The organism is Agrococcus sp. UYP33 (genome assembly GCF_054060915.1).
The window spans coordinates 224,281-245,323 of the sequence record NZ_JBSSDR010000002.1 but is presented as its reverse complement, the minus strand read 5'-3'; the positions used below and the strand labels follow the sequence as shown (position 1 = coordinate 245,323).

The 21,043-nt window shown below is 71.3% G+C and carries 19 protein-coding genes and 1 pseudogene; 9 read left to right on the top strand and 11 right to left on the bottom strand.

Annotated elements, in window-relative coordinates:
* Positions 1 to 213: 213 nt before the first annotated feature.
* The 3 genes from ACVWW9_RS11420 to ACVWW9_RS11410 are packed head-to-tail and all read right to left on the bottom strand — an operon-like array spanning position 214 to position 5,144.
* Positions 214 to 1,221, bottom strand: coding sequence for an SDR family NAD(P)-dependent oxidoreductase (locus ACVWW9_RS11420; protein WP_456515608.1), 1,008 nt, complete (start codon positions 1,219 to 1,221; stop codon positions 214 to 216).
* Entirely contained in the window at positions 1,218 to 2,561 is a 1,344-nt protein-coding gene (locus ACVWW9_RS11415; RefSeq protein WP_456515607.1) for an MFS transporter, read from the bottom strand. The genes ACVWW9_RS11420 and ACVWW9_RS11415 overlap by 4 nt, the downstream gene beginning before the upstream one ends.
* A 42-nt stretch (positions 2,562 to 2,603) precedes the next feature.
* Positions 2,604 to 5,144 (bottom strand): glycoside hydrolase family 2 TIM barrel-domain containing protein, encoded by a 2,541-nt coding sequence (locus ACVWW9_RS11410; protein ID WP_456515606.1) that lies wholly within the window; start codon positions 5,142 to 5,144, stop codon positions 2,604 to 2,606.
* Between the two features lie 112 nt (positions 5,145 to 5,256).
* On the opposite strand from ACVWW9_RS11410, the pseudogene ACVWW9_RS11405 reads away from it, so the two are divergent.
* Positions 5,257 to 5,349 (top strand): annotated as a pseudogene (locus ACVWW9_RS11405) (helix-turn-helix domain-containing protein); the annotation flags it as partial.
* A 249-nt stretch (positions 5,350 to 5,598) separates the two neighbouring features.
* Positions 5,599 to 6,222 (top strand): substrate-binding domain-containing protein, encoded by a 624-nt coding sequence (locus ACVWW9_RS11400; protein ID WP_456516027.1) that lies wholly within the window; start codon positions 5,599 to 5,601, stop codon positions 6,220 to 6,222.
* A 271-nt stretch (positions 6,223 to 6,493) separates the two neighbouring features.
* On the opposite strand, the gene ACVWW9_RS11395 is transcribed toward ACVWW9_RS11400, so the two are convergent.
* Complete coding sequence (locus tag ACVWW9_RS11395) at positions 6,494 to 7,690, bottom strand: MFS transporter (RefSeq protein WP_456515605.1); 1,197 nt, start codon at positions 7,688 to 7,690, stop codon at positions 6,494 to 6,496.
* Between the two features lie 13 nt (positions 7,691 to 7,703).
* Positions 7,704 to 8,051 carry an ArsR/SmtB family transcription factor gene (locus ACVWW9_RS11390; protein ID WP_456515604.1) on the bottom strand — a complete coding sequence of 116 codons (348 nt, stop codon included), beginning with the start codon at positions 8,049 to 8,051 and terminating at the stop codon, positions 7,704 to 7,706.
* A gap of 85 nt (positions 8,052 to 8,136) precedes the next feature.
* Here ACVWW9_RS11390 and ACVWW9_RS11385 point away from each other — a divergent pair, with 85 nt between their 5' ends.
* From ACVWW9_RS11385 to ACVWW9_RS11370, 4 genes are all read left to right on the top strand, one after another.
* Positions 8,137 to 9,423 (top strand): NAD(P)-binding domain-containing protein, encoded by a 1,287-nt coding sequence (locus ACVWW9_RS11385; protein ID WP_456515603.1) that lies wholly within the window; start codon positions 8,137 to 8,139, stop codon positions 9,421 to 9,423.
* A 79-nt stretch (positions 9,424 to 9,502) separates the two neighbouring features.
* Positions 9,503 to 10,498, top strand: coding sequence for a metalloregulator ArsR/SmtB family transcription factor (locus ACVWW9_RS11380; protein ID WP_456516026.1), 996 nt, complete (start codon positions 9,503 to 9,505; stop codon positions 10,496 to 10,498).
* 68 nt (positions 10,499 to 10,566) lie between these two features.
* Positions 10,567 to 10,977, top strand: a complete 411-nt coding sequence (locus ACVWW9_RS11375) for an arsenate reductase ArsC (protein ID WP_456515602.1) — start codon at positions 10,567 to 10,569, stop codon at positions 10,975 to 10,977.
* Positions 10,978 to 10,979: 2 nt separating this feature from the next.
* Complete coding sequence (locus ACVWW9_RS11370; protein WP_456515601.1) at positions 10,980 to 11,645, top strand: arsenate reductase/protein-tyrosine-phosphatase family protein; 666 nt, start codon at positions 10,980 to 10,982, stop codon at positions 11,643 to 11,645.
* 6 nt (positions 11,646 to 11,651) lie between these two features.
* On the opposite strand, the gene ACVWW9_RS11365 is transcribed toward ACVWW9_RS11370, so the two are convergent.
* Positions 11,652 to 12,035: a hypothetical protein gene (locus ACVWW9_RS11365; RefSeq protein ID WP_456515600.1), complete on the bottom strand. Its 384-nt coding sequence runs from the start codon at positions 12,033 to 12,035 to the stop codon at positions 11,652 to 11,654.
* A gap of 380 nt (positions 12,036 to 12,415) precedes the next feature.
* On the opposite strand from ACVWW9_RS11365, the gene ACVWW9_RS11360 reads away from it, so the two are divergent.
* Positions 12,416 to 14,047, top strand: a complete 1,632-nt coding sequence (locus ACVWW9_RS11360; RefSeq protein ID WP_456515599.1) for a ribonuclease J — start codon at positions 12,416 to 12,418, stop codon at positions 14,045 to 14,047.
* Between the two features lie 41 nt (positions 14,048 to 14,088).
* Here ACVWW9_RS11360 and ACVWW9_RS11355 read toward each other — a convergent pair whose 3' ends face one another.
* A complete protein-coding gene (locus ACVWW9_RS11355; protein ID WP_456515598.1) occupies positions 14,089 to 14,682 on the bottom strand; it encodes a GNAT family N-acetyltransferase in 594 nt (197 codons plus the stop codon).
* Positions 14,683 to 14,825: 143 nt separating this feature from the next.
* On the opposite strand from ACVWW9_RS11355, the gene ACVWW9_RS11350 reads away from it, so the two are divergent.
* The gene (locus ACVWW9_RS11350; protein ID WP_456516025.1) at positions 14,826 to 15,923 is read left to right on the top strand and encodes a DNA alkylation repair protein; all 1,098 of its coding nucleotides are present in this window, start codon (positions 14,826 to 14,828) and stop codon (positions 15,921 to 15,923) included.
* Positions 15,924 to 15,984: 61 nt separating this feature from the next.
* Here the strand turns inward: ACVWW9_RS11350 and ACVWW9_RS11345 are convergent, their stop codons facing one another.
* Entirely contained in the window at positions 15,985 to 16,884 is a 900-nt protein-coding gene (locus tag ACVWW9_RS11345) for a LysR family transcriptional regulator (protein ID WP_456516024.1), read from the bottom strand.
* 77 nt (positions 16,885 to 16,961) lie between these two features.
* Here ACVWW9_RS11345 and ACVWW9_RS11340 point away from each other — a divergent pair, with 77 nt between their 5' ends.
* Positions 16,962 to 18,287, top strand: a complete 1,326-nt coding sequence (locus ACVWW9_RS11340) for an ArgE/DapE family deacylase (protein WP_456515597.1) — start codon at positions 16,962 to 16,964, stop codon at positions 18,285 to 18,287.
* A gap of 49 nt (positions 18,288 to 18,336) precedes the next feature.
* On the opposite strand, the gene ACVWW9_RS11335 is transcribed toward ACVWW9_RS11340, so the two are convergent.
* From ACVWW9_RS11335 to hisD, 3 genes are all read right to left on the bottom strand, one after another.
* A complete protein-coding gene (locus ACVWW9_RS11335) occupies positions 18,337 to 18,774 on the bottom strand; it encodes a hypothetical protein (protein WP_456515596.1) in 438 nt (145 codons plus the stop codon).
* A gap of 169 nt (positions 18,775 to 18,943) precedes the next feature.
* Positions 18,944 to 19,684, bottom strand: a complete 741-nt coding sequence (locus tag ACVWW9_RS11330; RefSeq protein WP_456515595.1) for an SDR family NAD(P)-dependent oxidoreductase — start codon at positions 19,682 to 19,684, stop codon at positions 18,944 to 18,946.
* A gap of 4 nt (positions 19,685 to 19,688) precedes the next feature.
* A complete protein-coding gene (gene hisD / locus ACVWW9_RS11325) occupies positions 19,689 to 21,026 on the bottom strand; it encodes a histidinol dehydrogenase (protein WP_456515594.1) in 1,338 nt (445 codons plus the stop codon).
* Positions 21,027 to 21,043 lie beyond the last annotated feature (17 nt).

The following is a 21,043-nucleotide window of genomic DNA, read 5'->3' as shown; positions in this document are numbered from 1 at the left end:
GGTTCGTTCGTCTCTCTCGTAGGACTTGGCACGGTCGTCAGGATGTGACGGTCACGCGGGCACGCGCGAGGTTCCAGCCGAAGCGGTCGTCGGCATCGTCGGGCTGCCAGACGATCGCTCTCAGCGGTGGGAGCGCAGCGGCGGCGGTCATCAGTGCGGGTCCTCTCGTGCGGTGCGGACGGACATGTCCGCACCGTTGGGTCGAGCCATGGATCAGAAGACGGACTCTCCGCCGTCGGCAGGGAGCACCGCGCCGTTGACGTTGATCGCGTCATGGCTGAGCAGATAGGTGATGGGCGCGGCGACCGCCTCGGGCACCGCGATCGGGAGGCTGGACGCATGGCTCTGCACCCGCGTCTGTCCGAACTCGTTCGCGCGGGTCGGCCGCATGCCGGTCAGCGTGCCTCCAGGCGCGACCGCGTTGACGCGGATCCCCGCCGGTTCGTACATGAACGCTGCGCTCCGGGTGACGCCGATGACCGCGTGCTTCGACGCGGTGTAGGCGGCACCCGCTGAGGATCCCCGCAGGGCAGCCTCGGATGCGACGTTCACGATCGAGCCACGACCAGCGGCCAGCATGAGCGGAAGGCACGCGCGGGACAGGCGCATGAGACCGAAGACGTTGACCTCGAAGACGCGCTGCATCACCGCGTCCTCCATCTCGTGCAGCGGGCTGAAGTCATCGAGCACGCCGGCGACATTGGCGAGCCCGTGCACCGCGCCATCTGCGGCGTCCACGATGCGCTGCACGTCGCGCTCGGTGGTGATGTCGGCGCGCACCGCCCGCACGTTCGGGAGCCCCTCCGCGAGCTCCAGCAGGCGATCTTCCGCGAGGTCGACCGCGACGACCGTCCCGCCCTCACGAGCGATGCGCGAGGCGACGGCTCGGCCGATGCCCGACGCTGCGCCCGTGACGACGACCATCTCACCGTCGAAGCGACTCACGGAGATCCGCTCGCTCCAGGCGGGGTCCGCAACCTCAGCCCCGGACGGTCCCCTCGCATCGCGCACCCGCGCGACGAGCTGGGCGACGATCTCCTGGGCGTCAGGGCGACCGCTCAGCTCGACGAGCCGTTGCAACGACACCCTGCGCAGCATCGCGAGCGCGCGCGCATCCATCCCCGAGCGAGTGGCGATCTCCTCGACCAGCGGCGCACCGGCCGGGTCCTGCAACCACGCGCCGAGCGTGCTCGCTCCAGACAGTGCGAAGTCACGCGTCATCGGACGGCCTTGACCTTCAGGATCACCAGGCCGCCAGCGACGGTGAACACCGCGGCGGCGGCGTAGATGATCGCGTAGCGGTCCTCGACGGTGAGCAGCGCCAGCGCCACCGCAGCGACGAGCGGCGCCACCGCCTGGGCGGAGATGTTGGCGAGCTGCGTCAGGTTGATGAAGCGGCCAGCCTCGGTATCGCGCTCCGGCAGCACGTCGAGGAACAGCGCCTGGTCGACCGCAGAGAAGACACCGATGCTGAGGTTGCACAGGAGGGAGCCGACGAGCAGCAGCTCGAAGCCCGGTGCGACGACCATGAGCAGGGCGCCCAGGCCGAAGGCGACACCCGCGCCGAGCACGAACGGCTTGCGGCGGCGGAGCTTGTCCGACAGGAAGCCACCCGCGAAGACGCCCACGATCGTGCCGATGATGCCGAGACCACCAACGGTCGCGATGGTCCCACCGATCTGGTCGACGGGGATGTCGAGGCGCTCGGAGAAGAAGAACGCGGTGTAGCTGGTGTTGAGGGTGAGGCCGAAGAAGAACAGGAACCGGCCGAGCCAGTTCCACGAGTAGTCGGGGTAGCGACGCGGGTTGAAGACGTACTTCGAGATCAGCAGGCGAGCGGTGAGCGGCTCATCGAAGGTGAGGCCCCGGCTGTCGGCGTCCTTGTAGTAGCCGATGAACACCAGCACGAAGAGCATCGCGACCGCCCCGGGGGCGAGGAACAGCAGGAACGGCTGATCCGCGACCATCCCACCGACGACGGAGCCGACGACGGGCGCCACCATCGTCGCGAAGCCGGTGATCGCTCCGACCTTGCCTCGCTGGTGCTCCGGGAGCTTGTCTGCCTGGACGGTCCCCAGGGTGTTGACCGCCTGGTTCAGCCCGACCTGCGCGATGATCCAGCCGATCGCGAGGCCGGAGACGGCGGGCGATACAGCCATGATGAGCAGCCCCACCAGGCCGACGAGCGTGCCGCCGAAGATCCAGGGGCGCCGTCGACCGAAGCGCGATCGGGTGCGGTCGCTCAGCTGGCCGCCGAGCGGGCTCAGCAGCAGGGCCGCGAGCGAGCCAAGGCCGAGCAGGAGGCCGAGGTACTCCGGGTTCTCGGGGGCGAGCGCGTTCACGCGGATCGCGAGCGAGATCGCGATGGGCGTCACGAAGGCGAGGTAGATGCCGAACACGCCGAGTGCGAGGAGCGTGATGAACGTCTTGGAGACGTTCGGACGGTCGGGCTCCGCAGTCGCGGCAGCCGCGAGCTGCTCGGTGTCCTCTGCGGGCGTCGCGCTGGGCAGGGGGAAGGCCCCTCCAGAGGGCACGGGCGGCCGCTGGTCATCGGTGATCATGGGTGACTCCTTTGTCGGGTGTAGCAGTCTGAGCGCGTTCGCTCAGGTCTCGGCGAGCACCGCTGGTGCGGTCTCGTGATCGGGGGCTCCGGTGTCCCGGGCGTCGGCGGTTCCGCCGGTCACGCTGAGCTCGAGCCGGACGGGCTCGCAGCCGCGCGCGCTGACCGTCACGCGGACGGGCCCGGGTGCCGTCGGGCGGATGATCGCGAGCGCCCGACCGTCGAACGTCCTGCAGCGCGCGTCGGTGAAGCGATCCTCGCTCTCCGGGTTGGCGCTCGCGAGGCCCTGGAGCACCGCGCTGCCGTCGACCTCGACGTGGACCGTCCGGTCCCATCCGCGGTGCTCGACGCCTCGGTCGTCGGTGATCGCGATGTCCACGAAGGCGAGGTCTTGCGTGTCGGCGCTCAGTCGCGAGCGATCGCTCGTCACCTGCAAGCGCGTGCTGGAGCCCGCGCTGCGCAGCGAGGTCCGCCCGATCTCGACGCCCTTGTCGAAGGCGACGGCGGTGAGCTCACCGGGCTCGTACTCCACCTCGAAGTCGGCGCGGAATGCGAGCTCGGCACCCACGGCCCTTCGAGCGATCGGGCGCCCATCGAGCTGCAGCTCGACCTGATCGGCACGGGCGTATACCTCGACGCGCAGCGGTTGCCCCTCGAATCCGTCCCAGGACCAGCTGTCGATCGCGTCGCTCCACGACCATGGCGTCGCGAGCAGTGCCTTCCCCCGGTGCTGGGGACGGTGGACGGCGATGAAAGGGTCCGACCGGAGTCCGAAGACGACCTCGCGGTAGAAGGAGATGGGGCGTCGACGCCCGGTGATGTCGATGTCACCCGTCCACGCCGTCAGCCAGGGATAGGGCTTCGCGGTCGTCGGTGTGGCGCCGTCGGTGCCGTCGGAATAGGCGACACCGCCGATGCCGGCTTCGCCGAGGTAGTCCCACCCTGTCCAGGTGAAGTCGCCGATCACGTGCGAGTGCTCGGAGACGAGCGCCCAGTTGTGGGCGATGTTCCCGGGGAAGGTCTCGGTACCCACCACGATGCGGTTCGGGAAGAGCTCGCGCTCGAGCGCGTATCGACCGTCGCCGTAGTTGAGCCCGGCGATGTCGAGCGCGGCGAAGGACTCCGCCGTGCGCTCGCTCACCATCGGTGACGCCGCGATCGCGTTCATCATCCCCCCGACTTCAGTCATCATCGCGTTGACGCCTCCTCCCGCGGCCGGCTGCCCGGCGTCGCCCGCTTGCGCGGCCGCGTCGCGGCGCTGGCGCATGCCCGCCACGACGGCGTCGAGCACGGAGACGAACCCATTGATGCCGTTGGTCACGAAGCGGGTCTCGTCGAGCGAGCGCACCTTCTCTGCGAGACGCCGGCTCCAGACGCCGCCGTCGGGCGATCCCGTCTCCGGGATCTCGTTGCCGATCGAGTACATGATCACGCTCGGGTGGTTGAACGCCCGCGCCACCATCGACTCGAGGTCGCGCTCCCACCACTGGGGGAAGTCGAAGGCGAAGTCGAAGTCGGACTTGCTGGAGGTCCAGACATCGAACGCTTCGTCCATCACCAGCATGCCGAGGCGGTCGCACGCCTCGAGCAGCGCTTCGCTCGCCGGGTTGTGCGAGCTGCGGATCGCGTTGAAGCCGGCCTGCTTGAGCAGCTGCACCCGGCGCTCCTCGGCGCGGGCGATGGCGGCTGCGCCAAGAGGGCCATTGTCGTGATGGATGCAGGCGCCGCGCAGCTTCACCTCGCGGCCGTTGATCCGCAGGCCCTTGCGCGGGTCGACCTGGATCGATCGGATGCCGAAGCGCACGAGCTCCATGTCGACCCGCTCACCCTCGAGCTCCAGTGCCACTTCGACCTCGTAGCGCTCGGGCTCCTCCACGCTCCACAGGCGCGGCGCGTCGACGTAGAGCCGGTGCCGCACGACGGTGGAGGTGCCCGGCAGAAGGGTCACGGGTGAGCGGTCGCCCGGGGAGCGCGCCCCGTCCACGTGGCCGAGCTCGCTCGTCATGCTGACGGTGGCGGTGGTGGCGCCGGTGTTCTCCACGGTCGCCGCGATCTCGACGACCGCGCGGTCGGCGTCGATGTCGGGCGTCGTCACGCGCACGCCATCGATGGCGAAGTGCACCGGCTTCTTGACGATCAGATGGACGTCCCGGTGGATGCCGGCGCCGCTGTACCAGCGGCTGTCCTCGTGCGAGCGGCACTCGACCCGCACGGAGTCCTGGCCGTCGAAGCGGAGGAACGGGTCGAGCCGTACGGCGAACCGCGAGTAGCCGAACGCGCGCTGACCGGCGAGGTTGCCGTTGACGAACACCGCCGCGTCCCGGTAGACGCCGTCGAACTGCAGCGCGACGAAGCTGCCGCGTGCATCCGGATCGAGCGCCAGACCGGTGCGGTACTCGAACGCCCCGCCGCGGAAGTAGCCGGTGGCGGCGCCGTTCGGCAGCTCAGGATCGCGCTGCGTGCCGATGAGGGCATCGTGCGGGATTGTCACGTCGGACCAGTCCCGCGTCGCACCGCCGAGCTCCGTGAAGGCGCTCACCTTCGGGCGGAATTCCCATCCGGTGTTCAGCAATGTGCTCGTCATCGAGGTGTCTCCAGCGCTGGTCGCGACGTCGGTATCGCGCGTTACCGATCGACTGTAGCGTCGGAGGTAACGCGCGTCAACCCTCACCGCTAGGCTGAGAGGAAGGAGGCCGATGATGGCGACGACGAGCGCGGATGTAGCGAGGCGCGCGGGTGTATCCCGTGGGGCCGTGAGCCAGATCCTGAACGGTCGGGGGGAGCGCTTCACGGAGGCCACGCGCGAGAAGGTGCATGAGGCGGCCCGCGCCCTGCAGTACCAGCCGTCGATCGCCGGACGTGCCCTCGCTCGTGGATCGAGCGACGTCGTCATCGCGCTCATTCCCAACACGACATTCGGCGGCAACCTGCAGGATGTCTTCGAAGCGCTCACCGACGAGCTCGCGAAGCGCGGTCTCACGCTGGTGCTCCGTCTCGCCACGCCTTCGATGGAGACCCTGGACCGCGTCGTGACCGGCATGCAGCCGCGAGCGGTGCTCTCGCTCACGCCCTTCTCGACGCAAGAACGCGAGCTGCTCGCGCATCGGGACATCATGGCCATCGATCCTTCGACCACGGCGCGATCCGACCTCAATCACGAGATCGGCGCGCTGCAGGCTCAGCATCTCGCCGAGCGCGGACACCGCCGGCTCGCGTACGCGCATCTGCGGGATGCCCGGCAGGACCCATTCGGGCGTGGCCGAGAGCAGGGTTTCCGAGAGGCGTGCGCCGCGCTCCCGGTGGAGCTCATCGGTGTGGTCGGCCTGGATGTGGACCCCGTCGCGGCGCGCGCTGCTCTGGAGGAGCTCGGGCAGCCCGGCATCGGCGTCGCCTGCTACAACGACGACGTCGCGACCGCGCTGCTCTACGCGGCCGCGGCCGCTGGCTGGCGCGTCCCTGAGGATCTCGCGGTGATCGGCATGGACCACACGCCGCTCTCGGCGGTCACCACTCCCCCGCTGACCACGATCGACTACGACACCGCAAGCTCCGCGCAGGCCGCCATCGACAGCATCCTCGTGCAGTTGGGCATCACGGAGCGCGACGCGACCGACGACGTGCCGGAGGTCGGCCTGCGGCTGATCGCCCGGGCTACCACGTAGCCGGGCCCGCTCTGCGACTGCGCGTCACGCCTCGGTCGTGCCGAGGCGTCAGGCACCGGAAGGGCCTCCTCGCGCCCGGGCCTCCACGACCGCGGCGCTCCAGGCGACGACGTGCAGGCTTCGCCGCATCCCGGGCGCGGCTGCGGCGGCGCTGCGTCATGGAGGCCCGGGCAGCTCAGCAGTGCAAGACGGGTTGCAGTGATCGAGGCGTGCAGCGCGCGTAGACGTCGACGACGAGCCCGTCATGGGCTTCGTGTGGCCGAAGGCTCCGTCACGTGAGGCGCGCCAGCGCGAGGCCGACGAGCGCGAGCGCCGCGGCGAGGAGCCCCATCATGGCGTAGGAGCCCGTCGCGACGGCGAGCACGGGGCCGAGCGCGGGCCCGATCGCGGTGACCGCGGTGATCGGTGCGGCGAACGCCCCGTTGATCGCCCCGTAGTCCCGGGTCCCCCACCGATCCGCGACCGCAGATCCCTGCACGAGCGTCTGCGCGCCGCGCACGGCGCCCGCCCCCACGCCGATCAGGATCAGCAGCCATGGCGGGCCGGGCACGAGGGCCAGCAGTGCCAGGGTGAGCGCGCTCGCCGCAGCCGTCAGGGCCAGCGGCACCCACGGCGACGCGGCGTGCGGCAGCGCGACGTACACGATCCGCCCGAGCACCTGGCCCGCGCCCAGCAGCCCGAGTCCCCACGCCGCGAGCTCGTAGGTCATGCCCCGCTCGGTGTAGAGCGGGATGATCGCGAGGGTCACGCTGTACAGCGACGCCGCGACGGCGATCATCGACAGCTCCAGCGCCCAGAACCGCCGCGTCCGCAGCACCGTCGAGACGGTGTGCCGCGGCTCATCGGTGAGGCTCGGAGGGCGTGGCGGCCAGACGCGCTCGAGGCTCCACCAGTGGAGCGGCGTGGTCGTCACGACGAGGACGGCAGCCAGCGCGAGCATGGTCGCGCGCCAGTCGAGCACGCCGAGCATGCCCGCGACCACGGGCGCGAAGACCGTCGACGCGAGGCCGCCCGCGAGCGTGACGACGGTCATCGCACGGCGTCGGTCGGCCGCGTGCCTGCGCGTGATGACGGTGAACGCCGCCTGGTACAGCACGGCCGACTGCCCCGATCCGACCACGATCCAGCCGAGCACGAACCAGGGCACGTCCTGGGCGGCGCTGACGATCACGAGGCCGAGCGCCCCGACGACGCTGCCACCGGTCATGATGAGCCGCGGGCTGCCGCGGTCGAGCCATCGTCCGACGAGCACCCCGGCGATCGCCGACGTGACGAGCCCTGCCGAGAAGGCCAGCATCACCGTGGTGAGGGCCCACCCCGTGTCGGTGGCGATGACCGGCGCGGCGACGATCAGGGCGTAGTAGAGGATGCCCCAGCTGATGACCTGACCACCGGAGAGCGCGGCGAGCCGCCAGCGGTCGGCGCGGACTGCGAGCGCGACACCGTCGGCCGGAGCGTCGGCGCTCAAGCAGCCGCTCCCGTCAGAAGGCGCGGAGCGCGGAGGCCGCGGCGTCGAGCGCCGGCCGGACCACGGAGTAGTACGCCCACTTGCCGCGCTGCTCGCGCTCGACCAGCCCGGCTTGCGCGAGGATCCGCATGTGGTGCGACACCGTGCCCTGCGAGAGCCCGACCGGATCCGTGAGGTCGCAGATGCACGCCTCGCCCTGCTCGCCCGCGGCGATGAGCGACAGCAGTCGGACGCGCGTGGGGTCGGCCATGGCCTTGAAGGTCCTCGCGATCCGCGCGGCCTCGTCGGCGGTCACGGCCGGCTCCGCGGGGGTGCAGCACGTCTCCGACGCGTCGGCGACGATCGTCGTGGTTGCGGTCATGGCGGCAGTCTGCCACATGCATTGACAAACGTCGATACGTTGTTGCACGATCGACGCATCGACATCCTTCGATACGAGGAGCACCATGTCCGACCTTCCTGTCATCGTCATCGGCGCCGGCCCGCAAGGCCTCGCCGCAGCGGCGCACCTGCTCGAGCGCGGCTTCGAGCCGGTCGTCGTCGAGCGAGGCGCGGCGGCGGGCGCTGCCGTCTCGGAGTGGGGCCACGTGCGGCTCTTCTCGGCATGGGACGAGCTCGTCGACCCGGCGAGCCGACGGCTGCTGCAGGCGGCGGGGCACGCCATCCCGGCGTCGGGCTACCCGAAGGGCGAGGCGTGGGTGCGCGAGTACCTGGGGCCGCTCGCAGACGTGCTCGGCGACCGCATCCGCTTCGGCCTCGAGGTGACCTCGGTCACGCGGCTGGGCCGCGACAAGGTCGTCGACGGCGGCCGCGACGAGCAGCCGTTCGCCGTGCGCGTCGTCGACCGCGAGGGTCGCGAGCAGCGCCTGCTCGCACAGGCGGTGCTCGACGCATCCGGCACCTGGAGCCAGCCTGGGCCGGCGGGCGCCGACGGCACCCCCGCGCTCGGCGAGCGGGCGGCCGCGGCGCACATCGAGTACCGCATCCCGGCCGACGTGAGCCTGCTGGCCGGCGCGCACGTCGCGGTCGTCGGCGCGGGCCACTCCGCGGTGCACGCGGTGCTGCGCCTCGCCGAGCTCGCGGAGCGCCACCCCGGCACCCGCGTCACGTGGCTCGTGCGGCGCCCCTCGGTCGAGGGCGCGCTCGGCGGCGGCGAGGCGGACGCCCTCCCCCAGCGCGCGTCGCTCGGCGTGCGCGCTCGCCGCGCGATCGAGCGCGGCTCGGTCGAGCTCGTGACGGGCTTCCGGGTGGATGCGATCCGTCCGGCCGGCGACGGCATCGTGCTGGTCGCCGAGGACGGCCGCGAGCTCGGACCGGTCGCTCGGCTGTACGCGCTCACCGGGTTCCGTCCCGACCTGTCGATCCTCTCGGAGGTGCGGCTCGCGACCGATCCCGCGCTCGACTCGGTCGCGGGCCTCGCCGCGGAGATCGACCCGAACATCCACTCCTGCGGCACGGTCGCGGCGACCGGCGCTGCCGAGCTCGCGCAGCCCGAGCTCGGACTGTACGTGATCGGGGCGAAGAGCTACGGCCGTGCGCCGACCTTCCTCGCGCTCACCGGCTATGAGCAGGTGCGCAGCGTCGTCGCCGAGCTCGCGGGCGACCACGAGGCGGCCGCGCGCAACGAGCTCGTGCTGCCCGAGACGGGGGTCTGCGGCGGCAGCGGTGACTTCGGCGGGAGCAGCTGCTGCGCCGCGCCGGTGCCCATCGAGCTGGAGCGCGCGACGGTGTGACCCAGATCGACATGCTCGTCGCCCGATCCCGCGCCCGCTTGCTAACTGCTTCGATGTCCGTCAATATAGAAGCGTGTCGATACAGGAGCGGGCGACCAGCACCACCGCGACGAGCGCACCGTGCTCGCCGACCGCGTCCCACGCCATCAGCGAGCAGGCCGCCTCGACCGTCGCCGCGGCGCTGAAGTCGCTCGCCGACCCGCTGCGGCTGCGCATGCTCTCGGCCATTGCCTCGGACCCTCGAGGCGAGTCCTGCGTGTGCGACCTCGCCGAGCTCGCCGACGTCTCGCAGCCCACGGTCTCCCATCACCTGAGGGTCCTCAAGGATGCGGGTGTGCTCGTCTCCGAGCGCCGAGGCACGTGGGTCTGGTACTCGATCGATGCCGCCGCCCGGCCCGCGATCACCACCCTGCTCGAGAGCTTCGCTCCGGCGGCGCTCACGCCCCCTCGCGATGCAGCACTGCACCTCGGGCTCGATGACGTCGACGAGGCACTCACGCATCTCGCGTCCTCGCTGATGGCGCGGTTCCCCGGGGTGAGCCCCGACGCGGTCACCGGCGTCGTGCGCGAGTCCTACGCCGGACTCGCGCGCACCGCGCGGATCACCGCGCACCTGGTGCCGCTGACGGAGCGCTTCGCCCGGCAGCGCCTCGCCGACCTGACACGCGATCGCGCCGCGGGGGCGCCGCAGGTGATGTTCGTCTGCGTGGCCAACGCGGGTCGCTCGCAGCTCGCCGCAGCGCTCGTCGAGCAGCTCTCGCAGGGACGCGTCGTGGCACGCTCCGCCGGCTCCTCCCCTGCCGCTGCGGTCCACCCGACCGTGCGCCCGCTGCTCGCGTCGATCGACGACGCCGCCGAGTCCGAGGCGTTCCCCAAGCCGCTCACCGACGATGCCGTCCGTGCCGCCGACGTCGTCGTGACCATGGGATGCGGCGACGTCTGCCCGATCATCCCGGGTGTCCGGTACGAGGACTGGGCGGTCGGCGACCCCGCGCTCGCATCGGCCGAGGGCGTCGCTGCGATCCGCGATGACATCGCGCAGCGCGTCGAGCGACTCGTTGCCGAGCTCGTCTGAGCAGCCAGTCACCCCCGCACCACTCCCGTCCATCCGCAGGCCACCTCCGACCCCGAGAGAGAGTCACCATGTCTGAGAACCCCACCGTCCTCTTCGTCTGCGTGCACAACGCGGGCCGCTCCCAGATGGCCGCCGGCTTCGCGACGGCGCTCTCGAACGGCGCGGTCGAGGTGCTGTCCGCCGGGAGCGCCCCGAAGGACCAGATCAACCCCATCGCCATCGAGGCGATGGCCGAGGTCGGCATCGACATCGCCGGCAACACCCCGAAGGTGCTGACGGTCGACGCGGTCCGCGAGTCCGACGCCGTCATCACCATGGGCTGCGGCGATGCCTGCCCGATCTTCCCCGGCAAGCGCTACGAGGACTGGGAGCTCGAGGACCCGGCCGGCAAGGACATCGAGACGGTCCGCCGCGTGCGCGACGACATCCGCGGTCGCGTCGAGCGCCTGCTCGCCGAGCTCGTGCCGAGCGCGGGCTGATCATGGATCAGCTCGACGTCGGCACGCGCCGCGGCCTCCCCGGGATCACCTACCCCGAGCGCTTCCTGCACGCGCTCACGGACGAGCTGAGCACCGACTTCCACGGCATCTTCGCGGCAGAGACGATCGAGCGCTACGTGCTCGAGTCCTACGCGGCACTCCTCCGCACCTCCGTCGTGAGGGCGCACCTCGTCACGCGCGTGACGCGCTTCGCGAAGGACCGGCTGCACGCCCTCGCCGAGGCGAAGGGCGCGATCCCGCAGGACCGGCCGAGCGTGCTGTTCGTGTGCGTGCAGAACGCCGGCCGCTCGCAGATGGCCGCCGCGATCGCGGCGGAGCGCTCGGGAGGTCGCCTGCTCGTGCGCTCAGCGGGGTCGATGCCTGCCGCCGCCCTCAACCCGGCCGTCGTCTCGTCGATGGCCGAGATCGGTCTCGACCTCACCGAGGAGTTCCCGAAGCCGCTGACCGACGACGTCGTGCGCGCCGCGGATGTCGTGGTGACGATGGGGTGCGGCGACGCATGCCCCATCTACCCCGGCAAGCACTACGAGGACTGGCAGCTCGACGATCCGGAGCACGCGAGCGCCGACGACGTGCGTCGCGTCCGGGACGAGATCAGCGCCCACGTCGACCGCATGCTGCTCCAGCTCGGCATCGCTGCCGCCTGAGACGGACTAGGCCGCGCGCACCCCGTCCCGCTCCGCCGACGTGCTGCTGACGACGAGCTCGGTGAGCGAGAAGCGCACCGCGACCTCCGCTGTGCCATGCACGTGCGGGTCGTCGGCGATGAAGCGGCCGCGCACCAGCTCACCATGGATGGCGTCGAGCCGCCGCAGCCGGGCGATGACGTAGAGCAGCTCGCGCTCGAGGACCGCCGACTTGTGCAGGAGCACCTCTCGCTCGACCCAGTTGCGCGCGTGCTGCAGGGCCTCCGCATGGGCGGCGCGGTGCCGCTCCAGGCTTCGCGCGGCCGCTCGGGCGTCGAGGCCGGCTTCGATGTCGCCGCGCAGCAGCTCGATGGGCAGGGTCCGGTTGTCGTTGAAGGTTCCGAGGCTCACCGAGAGTCTTCGGAGCCCTCGCATCGGCGGACGGGAATCGTGATCCTCGAACGCCTTCCGCCGCCGGCTCCTGGCTCGGGGGGCGGATGCGCTTACACTGATCGATGGAGACGGCAGCACAGGCTCACCCTGTTCAGCGCTTCGACCGTGGTCCACCGTGACCGCGAGCGGCTGCCCCCGAGCGCTCTGCACCACCCGGGCTGGCGATCCTCGCTCATCCAGCATCGCCCCGCCCGAAGCATCACGGGCCGTCAGAGCGCCGCGCTCCCCTCACGCACCACGAACTTCCAAGGAACGATCCCATGCGAAACGCCAGAACCGCCAAGCCCGCGCGACACCATCTCGAGCTCCCCGCTCCCGCATCCCTGAAGAAGGGGGCGATGCGGATCACGCCCCTGGGCGGGCTCGGCGAGATCGGCCGCAACATGACCGTCTTCGAGCACGAGGGCAAGCTGCTCATCGTCGACTGCGGCGTGCTCTTCCCCGAGGAGCACCAGCCGGGCATCGACGTGATCCTGCCCGACTTCGCAGCCATCCGGTCGCGGTTGGCCGATGTCGTCGGGATCGTGCTCACGCACGGCCACGAGGACCACATCGGCGGCGTGCCCTACCTGCTGCGCGAGCGCGCCGACATCCCCATCATCGCCTCGAAGCTGACGCTCGCCTTCATCACCGCGAAGCTCGAGGAGCACCGCATCAAGCCGCAGACGCGCCAGGTGCGGGAGGGCGATCGGATCGATGCGGGCCCGTTCGACCTCGAGTTCCTCGCGGTCAGCCACTCGATCCCCGACGGGCTCGCCGTCGCGATCCGCACGGCTGCCGGCCTCGTGCTGCACACCGGCGACTTCAAGATGGACCAGTTCCCCCTCGACGGGCGCACGACCGACCTGCCCGGATTCGCGCGGCTGGGCGACGAGGGCGTCGACCTGTTCCTCGTCGACTCGACGAACGCCGACGTGCCCGGCTTCATGATCCCCGAGGAGGACCTGGCTCCGGCGATCGACCAGGTGTTCCGCACCGCTCCCCGTCGCATCGTCGTCTCGAGCTTCGCCAGCCACGTGCACCGCATCCAGCAGATCCTCGACGCCGCGGAGCGCCATGGCCGCAAGGTCGGGTTCGTCGGCAGGTCGATGGTGCGCAACATGGGCATCGCCGCCGATCTCGGCTACCTCCGCATCCCGGACGGGCTCGTCGTCGAGATGAAGGCCCTCGAGAAGCTGCCCGCGACCGACATCGTGCTCATCTGCACGGGGTCGCAGGGCGAGCCGATGGCGGCGCTGTCGCGCATGGCCAACAAGGACCACGTCATCGACATCGGCGAGGGCGACACCGTCCTGCTCGCCAGCTCGCTCATCCCCGGCAACGAGAACGCGATCTACCGGATCATCAACGCGTTCACGCGGTGGGGCGCGAACGTCGTGCACAAGGGCAACGCGAAGGTGCACGTCTCCGGGCACGCCAGCGCCGGCGAGCTCGCGTACTGCTACAACATCCTCCGACCGACCGCGGTGCTGCCCGTGCACGGCGAGTGGCGACACCTCACGGCCAACGCCGCGATCGCGGTGCGGACCGGCATCGACGAGAAGCGGGTCTTCGTCGTCGAGGACGGCGTCTCGATCGACCTGGTCGCAGGCAGCGCCCGCATCAGCGGCCGCGTCGCCGCCGATCACATCCTCGTCGATGGCACCACGATGGGTGTCGCCACCGAGGCCGCCCTCACCGACCGGCGCGTGCTCGCCGAGGAGGGCACCATCACGGTGCTCGCCATCATGGAGCACGCCTCGGGCCGGCTGACGGAGCCGCTGGAGTTCTTCAGCCGCGGCTTCGTCGAGGAGGCCGGCTGGGAGAAGACGGCCGCGAAGACGATCGAGGATGCGCTGCGGAGCGCCGCCGAGTCGACGTCGCGCAACCGCGAGGACGTCGAGACGCTCATCACCCGCACGCTGGGGCGCTGGCTGTCGCGTCGGCACCGCCGCAACCCGGTGATCACGACCATCGTCGTCGAGGAGTGAGCGGCCGCCGCTGACGGGCGGCAGCAGCCCGCCCGCGCGCGTCAGCCGCCGGCGGGCGGCACCGTCTTCCGCATCACCGTCTTGCTCTTGCCGATGTGCCGCTCGAAGGCGAACCCTGCCTGCTCGAACATCGCCCGGGTGCCGTTGTGGAGGAACGACGACGACGTCCGCTTGCCGGCGACGAGCTCGTTGGGGAACGAGACGACCTCGCCCCCGCCCGCCTGCGCGATCAGCGCGAGCGCGCCATCCAGCGCCTCCCGAGCGACGCCGGAGCGTCGGTGGTCGCGGTCGACGAAGAAGCAGGTGATGCGCCACGGCGCCGGCCTCGTCTCCCCCGCGTCGTACTGCTTGCGGTGGTAGATGCCCGGCAGCTCGGTCGGGCTGCCGTACTGGCACCAGGCGATCGCGTCGTCGCCGTCGAAGACGAGGGCGGCGTGGGCGACGCCCTCCGCGACGAGCCGCTGCTTGAACGTCGGCCCGTCGTGCTCGCGCTTCACGGTTTGGTCGGTGTCGCCGTGGAAGTACGAGCAGAAGCACCCGCCCCAGACCCCGTTGTGCTTCTGCGCGAGCGCGAGCCATGCCGGATACGTCTCCGGCGTGAGCGGCTTGATCACGTGCGCCGTCGTCGTGGTCATGGCTTCCCGCCCGTCTGCCGCTCGACGCGGCGATGGCGACCACGGTACTCGGCGAACGGGTGTGCGGCACCTCGTCGGCACCCGTCGATACGCTCGGGATGCTCGGCGGTCATAGGGGCTGATCGGAGGTCGTCGTGGGCGTGATGGACGAGCTGATCGACGCACCCGTCGTCGAGCGACTCATCCGCGTGCTCGCCGAGCAGGGCGTGGAAGTCCGCGCCCTCGGCGACGCAGCCCGCGTCCTCGACGGCAAGAAGGTCCGGCAGCGGATCGACCTCGTGCGCGATGCCCTCCTGGCCGACCTCCCGATCGAGTACAGCGAGACATCCGCCGCGGTGCGCGCGGCGCTCGGCGACCCTGATCTCACCGGCTGGATGCTGTGGCCCGTCTCGGAGGCCGTCGTCGCTCGCGCGCTCGCGTCCGGTCTCGAGCGCGACTTCGACGACGGCATGGCCGTGCTCGCCTCGCTGACGACGAGGCTCACCGGGGAGTTCGCCATCCGGGCCATGCTGAACGCGCGGCTCGACCGGGCCCTCGACATCGCGGCGCAATGGACGAGCGACCCGGATGCGCACGTCCGGCGCCTCGCGAGCGAGGGCACCCGGCCGCACCTGCAGTGGGGCAAGGGCGTGCCCGCGCTGCTCCGGCAGCCGGGCATCACCAGGCCGATCCTCGACGCGCTCTACCGCGACGAGAGCGAGGACGTGCGCCGCTCCGTCGCGAACCACGTCAACGACCTCAGCCGAGACGACCCCGACCGCGCCGCCGAGATCGTCGCCGGCTGGCTCGACAGGCCCGATGCGAACACGCCCCGCGTCGCCAGGCACGCCCTCCGGACGCTCGTCAAGCAGGGCCATCCGCAGGCGCTCGCGCTGCTGGGGTTCACCGGGGCGCGCTTCGAGGTCGTCGGCCCGACCATCTCCTCGCGCGAGGTCCCGATGGGCGACGCGGTCCACTTCACTGCGGAGGTCACCAACGCGGGGCTCGAGACCGCGCGGACGGCGATCGACTTCGTGCTGCACTTCCGCAAGGCCAGCGGGGGGCTCGCACCGAAGGTCTTCAAGCTCACCTCGCGCACGGTCGCACCAGGCGAGACCGTGGCGATCGCGAAGTCCTACTCGTTCCGACCCCGGACGACACGCACGTTCCACCCCGGCGAGCACGCGCTCGAGCTGCAGGTCAACGGGAGCGCCTACGGGCGCGCGACGTTCCAGCTCCTCGCGCCGAAACCGACTCCCTGATCGCTGCGCGCAGGATCCGGCAGCACGATGGGCCGGCTGCGGCGCCAGCAGCGGCAGTCGGTCAGGCCGTCCGTGTCTCGAGCACATCCAAGAGGATGCGCTGCAGCTCACCGATCGCTCGGGGCGAAGCCGTCTTCGGACGCACGAAGAGCGTGCGACGTCGATCGAGATCCTGCGCGGCGGGGAGCGCCCGCACCGCGAACCGCGAGTCGACAGCGCTCGGCGCGATGATCGTGCACGCGAGTCCCTCGGCCACGAGACCGTGAATCATGTTGAGATCATCAGTGCGCATCAGCACCCGCGGCTCGAACCCGAGGGTGTGGCCGATGCGCCGCAGCACCCGGTCGGAGGTCTCGGACTCGTGCCTGCTGCAGATCCAGTCAGCCTGCGCCAGCTCGGCTATGTCGATCGCGTCGGCGTCGGCATGCGGACTGCCGACGGCCACGAGCACCCGGTAGCGCTCCTCGAGGAGCACCTGCAGTTCCAGGTCGGGCGAGGTGAAGGCGGGGTCGTCCGCCGAGTCGTAGATGAGTCCGGCGTGGATCTCCCCCGCCTCCAGCAGCTGCACCACCCCCGTGGGCTCCGCCTCGACGACCTCCACCTGCACGGGCATGCGGCTGCGGAGCTCGCGGATGGCTCGCGGCAGCAGCTGCGACCCGATCGACGCGAACGTGCCGACGCGGATCGTCGCGAGTCCCTGGTCGCGCTGCGTGGTCACGAGCCGCTCGGCCTGCTCGAGGCGCGCGAGGATCTGAACGGCCTCCTCGACGAGCACCCCGCCGAGCGGCGTGAGCCTCGCGCCGCGCCGGTCGCGCTCGACGAGTCGCACGCGGAAGTGCCGCTCGATCGATGCCAGGTGGTGCGCGATCGTCGGCACGCCGTAGCCCATCGCATCCGCGGCAGCGGTCAAGGAGCCGTGGTCGCGGATGGCGACGAGCACGCGGAGCTGCTGGGGCTGCATCACCTCATAGATCCTATGAGGCCGTCTACGACTTCGCGCTATTCCCTCACACGCGCGCACCCGCCTACGTTCGCCACGTGACGTCCTCGCACTCCCTCCTGACCGACTCCCCCGCCGTCGAGTCATCCGGTGACCTCTCCGCCGCGGAGGTACGCGTGCTGGACGCGATCGACGTCGATGCGCTCGTCGCCGACGTCGTCGACCTCATCCGTGTGCCCAGCGTGACCGGCACCGACGCGGAGTCCGACCTCCAGCACCACCAGGCGCGGCGGCTGGCGGCGCTTGGCTTCGACGTCGACACCTGGAAGCTCGCCCTCGACGAGCTGGCCGCGCATCCCGACTTCCCGGGTACCGAGGCGCCGCGCACCGAGGGCTACGGCGTCGTCGGCGTGCTGGGCGATGACGGCTTCGTGCCCGCGCTCGTGCTGCAGGGCCACGTGGATGTCGTGCCGACCGGTGACCTCGACCGGTGGCAGGACCGCGACCCCTTCAGCGGAGCCATCCGCGACGGTGCTGTGCACGGCCGCGGCGCCTGCGACATGAAGGCGGGCGTCGCGGCGAACATGGCGGTCGCACACGCTCTGGTGGCGTCCGGTGTGCGGCTCGAGCGGTCCTTCGCGCTGCATGCCGTCGTCGGCGAGGAGGACGGCGGCCTCGGCGCCTTCGCGACCATGCTGCGGGGCCACCGCGGCGAGGCGGCCGTCATCACGGAGCCGACGAGCACGAACCTCGTGGTCGGCAACGCTGGTGCGCTGACCTTCGAGCTGCGGATCGCCGGCCGCGCCGCGCACGGCAGCGCACGGCTGAGCGGCTACAGCGCCATCGACGCGTTCCTGCCCGTCCGCGCGGCGCTCGTCGAGCTCGAGCGCGCGCGGAACGCCCGCCGCGATCGGCTGTTCGACGGCAATCCGCTCCCCTATCCCATCTCGATCGGCACCGTGCGAGCCGGCGACTGGGCCAGCAGCGTGCCCGACCTGCTCGTCGCCGAGGGGCGTCTCGGCGTGCAGCTCGGCGAGCCGGTGGCAGCGGCCCGGGCGGCGCTCGAGCAGGCGATCGCCGACGCATGCCGGCTGAACCCGTGGCTGCGAGACCACCCCGTGCGCGTGTCGTGGCCCGGCGGACAGTTCGCGAGCGGGCAGCTCGACGCTGCGCACCCGCTCGTCGACGAGGTCATGGGCGCGATCCGCCGCACCGAGCACCGCGAGGCACGCCTCGCCGGCGCCCCCTACGGCAGCGACCTGCGCCTCTACGCCGGCATGGGCGGCATCCCCACGCTCCACTACGGGCCAGGCGACGTGCGCTACGCCCACGCGCCGCGGGAGCAGGTGCAGATCGACGACCTCATCGCGACCACCCGATCGCTGGCCGTGCTCGCCGCCCGTCGTTGTGGCGCGCACGTGTAGCTCGGCGTTCGGCTCAGCGCTGCTCGGGTGCAGCGCCCGCCGGTGATGATCAGGAGGCGGGCGTCTCCCCCGGCTCCGTCGCCGTGAACCAGGCGAGCCAGCCCTCGTCCGTCTCGTGCACCTCGTAGGGGCCGCACTGCAGCACCTCGTCGGGCAGCTCGCTTCCCTCCTCGAAGCCCCCGTAGCGTCCGTCGAACGGCAGCGAGGAGCGCTCGCCGACCGTGCATCCGCTCGGCTCGCTGCCGGTGAACGCGATGACCGCGTTCGTCTCGTCGATCGTCGCGGTGGTGCGGACGTTCGCAGCATCGCCGGGCAGCCACTCCGGCATGGGGACCCCGACCCAACCGCTAGCGGCATCCGCGCGGGTGTCGAAGGACTCGCTGTGCACGTGCTCGAACAGGTCGGTGATGCTCGTGCACCCGGTGAGGCCGGCGACGGCGAGGGTGGCGGCCGCGACAGCGGCGATGGAGGCATGGCGTCGTGTCATGCCCCCATCTCACCGCGCGGCGTCGATGCCTCGCGTCGGACGAGCGGTGGATCGACCGTCGTCCGAGGGGATGATCCGATCCTCGCGCTTCGACGCTCGGCCAAGTCGCACGCGGTCCATGGCCGTGCTCGGCCGAGACGTCAGTACCCGCGCTTCGCCTGCCAGGCCGCTACCGGATCGTGTAGCCGCCGTCGATCGCGAGCGTCTGCCCGGTGATGAGGCTCGCCGCGGAACTGAGCAGGAAGCCCACGGCGCCGACGATCTCCTCCGGTTCCCCGAAGCGGCCGAGCGGGATGCGGCCCAGCAGCTCCTTCGCCCAGTCCGGCCGCGCGAGGGTGGACGCCGTGAGCTCCGTGCGCACGAAGGTCGGTGCGACCGCGTTCACGCGGATCCGGTGGGGCGCCCACTCGAGCGCGAGCACCTTCGTGAGGTGGATGAGCGCAGCCTTGCTCGCCCCGTAGGCGGCACGCTCCTCGATGGCGACGATGCCCGCCTGCGAGGCGATGTTGACGATCGCGCCCTCATCGCCGCGCTCGATCCAGCCGCGCGCCAGCGCTTGCGAGAGCAGCAGCGGGCCGCGCACGTTCGTCGCGAGCACGAGGTCCCAGTCCTCGGCGCGCACGTCGACGGCCGCTGCAGGCACGTTGACGCCCGCGTTGTTCACGAGGCGCGTGATACCGGCCCCACGCGACTCGAGGCCGTCGACGGCCTCGACCACCGACTCCGGGTGACGCACGTCGAGCAGGATCGGCGCGGTGCCGTAGCGCTCGGCGATCGCGTCGGCGGTCGGCCGGTCGCGCGCCGTGCCGTGCACGGTCATGCCGGTCTCGGCCAGGTGATCGGCGATCGCCCGGCCGAGACCGCGCCCGGCGCCCGTGACGAGGGCGGCGGGCGCGGTCTCGAGCGTCATCGGCTCAGGCCTCGAAGCGGTGGTCGCTCCACGGCAGGTCGGCGCCCGCGTACTTCGCGGCGCGCACGTCGCCCGAGCGAGCGTGCCCCTCGAAGCGCTCGACGCGCGACGCACGGCCGCACAGCTCACCCAGCTGCGCGCTCGAGGCGCGGTCGGTGACCTCCTGGTAGGTGACGGTGCGGAGGTACTTCCCCACCCAGAGGCCGCCCGTGTAGCGGGCCGCGCCGCGCGTGGGCAGCACGTGGTTCGTGCCGATCACCTTGTCGCCGTAGGAGACGCACGTGCCCTCGCCGAGGAAGAGCGCGCCGTAGTGCTGCATCTTCTCCAGCGCCTCGCGCGGCTCCTGCGTGAGGATCTGCACGTGCTCGAAGGCGTACTCGTCGGCGAGCGCGTACGCGGCGTCGAGGTCGGCGACGACGTGGACGGCGCCCCAGTCGCGCCATGCGGGCTCCGCGAAGTCGCGGGTCGGCATGTCGGGAAGGATCGTGTCGATGTGCTCGATCACCTGCCGACCCAGGTCCTCGCTCGTCGTGATGAGCACGGCGGGCGAGTCGGGACCGTGCTCGGCCTGCGACAGCAGGTCGACGGCGACCACGAAGGGGTCGGCGTGCTCATCGGCGACGATGAGCACCTCGGTCGGGCCGGCGAAGAGGTCGATGCCGACCTCGCCGAACAGCTGGCGCTTCGCCTCGGCGACGAACGCGTTGCCGGGGCCCGCGAGCATGTGCACGGGCTCGATCGTCTCGGTGCCGACCGCGAGGGCCGCCACAGCCTGGATGCCGCCGAGCAGGTAGATCTCGTCGGCGCCCGCGAGGCGCATCGCGGCGATGGTCGCATCCGGCATCTCGCCCTTGATGAGCGGCGTGCACGCGGCGACGCGGGGCACGCCCGCGACCTTCGCCGTGACGATCGTCATGTGCGCCGAGGCGAGCAGCGGGTACTTGCCACCCGGGATGTAGGCGCCGGCAGCCTGGATCGGCACCTGCTTCTGGCCGAGCAGCACGCCGGGGAGCGTCTCGATCTCGAACTCGCCGAGCGACTCGAGCTGTCGCTCGGCCATGCGGCGCACCTGCGCCTGCACGAACTCGATGTCCTCGATCACCTGCGCCGGCACGCGGGCGACGATCTCGTCGAGCTCGGCCTCGGTGAGGCGGTACGTCTCTGCCGAGTGCTTGTCGAACTTCTCCGAGTACTCGCGCACGGCGGCGTCGCCGCGCTCGCGGATGTCGGCGATGACCGACTCGACGGTCGCGCGGACCTCGGCGGTGCCGAAGCGCTCGACGGAGTCGCGGCCGGGCACCTTGAGGTCGAGGCGGTCGGATGCGGTGATGACGTCGTTCATGCTGTCTCCTTCGTTCG

What these genes read in the sequence shown, in the direction of transcription:
- ACVWW9_RS11350 (WP_456516025.1), top strand. Translation starts at nt 14,826, where the DNA reads ATGGACGAGCTGATCGACGCACCCGTCGTCGAGCGACTCATCCGCGTG.
- ACVWW9_RS11410 (WP_456515606.1), bottom strand. Translation starts at nt 5,144, where the DNA reads ATGACGAGCACATTGCTGAACACCGGATGGGAATTCCGCCCGAAGGTG.
- ACVWW9_RS11420 (WP_456515608.1), bottom strand. Translation starts at nt 1,221, where the DNA reads ATGACGCGTGACTTCGCACTGTCTGGAGCGAGCACGCTCGGCGCGTGG.
- ACVWW9_RS11335 (WP_456515596.1), bottom strand. Translation starts at nt 18,774, where the DNA reads ATGACACGACGCCATGCCTCCATCGCCGCTGTCGCGGCCGCCACCCTC.
- ACVWW9_RS11375 (WP_456515602.1), top strand. Translation starts at nt 10,567, where the DNA reads ATGTCTGAGAACCCCACCGTCCTCTTCGTCTGCGTGCACAACGCGGGC.
- ACVWW9_RS11390 (WP_456515604.1), bottom strand. Translation starts at nt 8,051, where the DNA reads ATGACCGCAACCACGACGATCGTCGCCGACGCGTCGGAGACGTGCTGC.
- hisD (WP_456515594.1), bottom strand. Translation starts at nt 21,026, where the DNA reads ATGAACGACGTCATCACCGCATCCGACCGCCTCGACCTCAAGGTGCCC.
- ACVWW9_RS11345 (WP_456516024.1), bottom strand. Translation starts at nt 16,884, where the DNA reads ATGCAGCCCCAGCAGCTCCGCGTGCTCGTCGCCATCCGCGACCACGGC.
- ACVWW9_RS11400 (WP_456516027.1), top strand. Translation starts at nt 5,599, where the DNA reads ATGCAGCCGCGAGCGGTGCTCTCGCTCACGCCCTTCTCGACGCAAGAA.
- ACVWW9_RS11370 (WP_456515601.1), top strand. Translation starts at nt 10,980, where the DNA reads ATGGATCAGCTCGACGTCGGCACGCGCCGCGGCCTCCCCGGGATCACC.
- ACVWW9_RS11330 (WP_456515595.1), bottom strand. Translation starts at nt 19,684, where the DNA reads ATGACGCTCGAGACCGCGCCCGCCGCCCTCGTCACGGGCGCCGGGCGC.
- ACVWW9_RS11385 (WP_456515603.1), top strand. Translation starts at nt 8,137, where the DNA reads ATGTCCGACCTTCCTGTCATCGTCATCGGCGCCGGCCCGCAAGGCCTC.
- ACVWW9_RS11415 (WP_456515607.1), bottom strand. Translation starts at nt 2,561, where the DNA reads ATGATCACCGATGACCAGCGGCCGCCCGTGCCCTCTGGAGGGGCCTTC.
- ACVWW9_RS11355 (WP_456515598.1), bottom strand. Translation starts at nt 14,682, where the DNA reads ATGACCACGACGACGGCGCACGTGATCAAGCCGCTCACGCCGGAGACG.
- ACVWW9_RS11360 (WP_456515599.1), top strand. Translation starts at nt 12,416, where the DNA reads ATGCGGATCACGCCCCTGGGCGGGCTCGGCGAGATCGGCCGCAACATG.